Origin of the sequence: Arthrobacter sp. H41 (genome assembly GCF_000520535.1) — a bacterium.
Lineage (GTDB): Bacteria > Actinomycetota > Actinomycetes > Actinomycetales > Micrococcaceae > Arthrobacter_D.
In genome coordinates, this window is the sequence record NZ_KI914841.1 from 5242 (window position 1) to 6988 (window position 1747).

General features: G+C 69.4%; 2 protein-coding genes and 1 pseudogene. All 3 read left to right on the plus strand.

Annotation, left to right across the window (positions count from 1 at the left end):
* Nucleotides 1-101 (plus strand): annotated as a pseudogene (locus tag Y705_RS23340) (tRNA (adenosine(37)-N6)-threonylcarbamoyltransferase complex dimerization subunit type 1 TsaB); the annotation flags it as partial.
* Nucleotides 98-598: a ribosomal protein S18-alanine N-acetyltransferase gene (gene rimI, locus Y705_RS20745; RefSeq protein WP_049822900.1), complete on the plus strand. Its 501-nt coding sequence runs from the start codon at nucleotides 98-100 to the stop codon at nucleotides 596-598. The pseudogene Y705_RS23340 and the gene rimI, both read left to right, overlap by 4 nt.
* Complete coding sequence (tsaD, locus tag Y705_RS0116005; protein ID WP_026533577.1) at nucleotides 595-1683, plus strand: tRNA (adenosine(37)-N6)-threonylcarbamoyltransferase complex transferase subunit TsaD; 1089 nt, start codon at nucleotides 595-597, stop codon at nucleotides 1681-1683. Before rimI ends, tsaD begins: the two co-directional genes overlap by 4 nt.
* Nucleotides 1684-1747 lie beyond the last annotated feature (64 nt).

Sequence of the window (1747 nt, forward strand, 5' to 3'; positions counted from 1 at the left end):
GAAGCCTCGCGCGAGGGCTTCCCCTCCGCGACACGACGCCCCTGTACCTGCGGGAATCCGACGCCAAAGTCCCGGGGCCGCGAAAGCGGGCACTCCTGTGAGCTTCACCCTGCGGGACCTCACCTTCGAGGACATCGGAACAGTCGGACGGCTGGAGAACAAGTTGTTCCCTGTCGACGCCTGGCCGCTCCAGATGTTCTACGACGAGTTCTTCCAGCCAGACACGCGGCGCTACGTCGTGGCCGAGGTCGACGGCGAAATGGTCGCCTACGCGGGCCTGATGTACGTGGACACTACCGCGGACATCCAGACCATCGGGGTGCTTCCCGCATTCGAGGGCCGGGGCATCGGCCGCGCACTGCTCACCGAACTCCTCGCCGAGGCAGCCCGGCGGGGTGCTGACAACGTGATGCTCGAGGTGCGCGCCGACAACCCCCGCGCCCAGCAGCTCTACACCCGCTTCGGCTTCGAGCGCATCCACACCCGCCGGAAGTACTACCGCGACGGCGTGGACGCCTGGATCATGCGGCTGGCACTTCCTGCCCCGAAGGCAGACGCCTCGAATTCGTCCGAAACCATCCCGGAGGACAGCCGATGAACCGCATCGAACCCCTGGTACTCGGCATCGAATCGTCGTGCGACGAAACGGGTGTGGGGCTGGTGGCCGGCACCCGGCTGCTCGCCAACACGGTGTCCTCCTCCATGCAGGAGCATGTGCGCTTCGGCGGCGTCATCCCCGAAATCGCGTCACGCGCGCACCTCGACGCCTTCGTGCCGACACTCCGGCAGGCCCTCGACGATGCCGGCGTCACCCTCGAGGAGGTCGACGCCATCGCCGTGACCGCAGGTCCCGGACTCTCGGGTGCACTCATGGTGGGAGTCTCGGCGGCGAAGGCGCTCGCCATGGCCACCGGCAAACCGCTCTACGCGATCAACCACCTCGTGGCCCACGTGGGTGTCGGGATGCTGGGAGACACGTTTCCCCACGGGCTCCCACCCCATCTCGGGGCGCTCCTGGTCTCCGGCGGGCACACCGAGATCCTGCGGGTGGGCAGCATCGCCACCGACGTCGAACTGCTCGGCTCCACCATCGACGACGCCGCGGGTGAGGCCTACGACAAGACGGCACGGATCCTCGGCCTCGGCTACCCCGGCGGTCCGGCGATCGACCGGGTGGCGAAGGAGGGGAACCCCACCGCCATCCGCTACCCCCGGGGGCTCACCCAGCCCAAGTACATGGGCTCCGCGGAGCAGCCCGGGCCGCACCGCTACGACTGGTCGTTCAGCGGACTGAAGACCGCTGTGGCGCGCAGCATCGAGCAGTTCGAAACCGCCGGGCAGCCGGTGCCGGTAGCCGACATCGCGGCGTCGTTCCAGGAGGCCGTGGTGGACGTCATCACGGCCAAGGCCGTCCTCGCCTGCACCGAGAACGGCATCACGCATTTGCTGCTGGGCGGGGGAGTCGCGGCGAACGCACGCCTGCGCGGGCTCGCCGCCGAGCGCTGCGCGGCCGCGGGTATCGAGCTCACCGTGCCCCCGCCGTCGTTGTGCACCGACAACGGCGCCATGGTGGCCGCCCTCGGTGCGCAGGTGGTGATGGCCGGCGGCGCACCGAGCGGCATCGGGTTCGCCACCGATTCCTCCCTGCCGGTCACGAGTATCCTGCTCGCACCGTCGAGCTAGTCCAGCTACAGCCCCAGGCTCTCCAGCACCGGAAGTTCGGCCCGGACCCGGGCCCGCGCCTCGC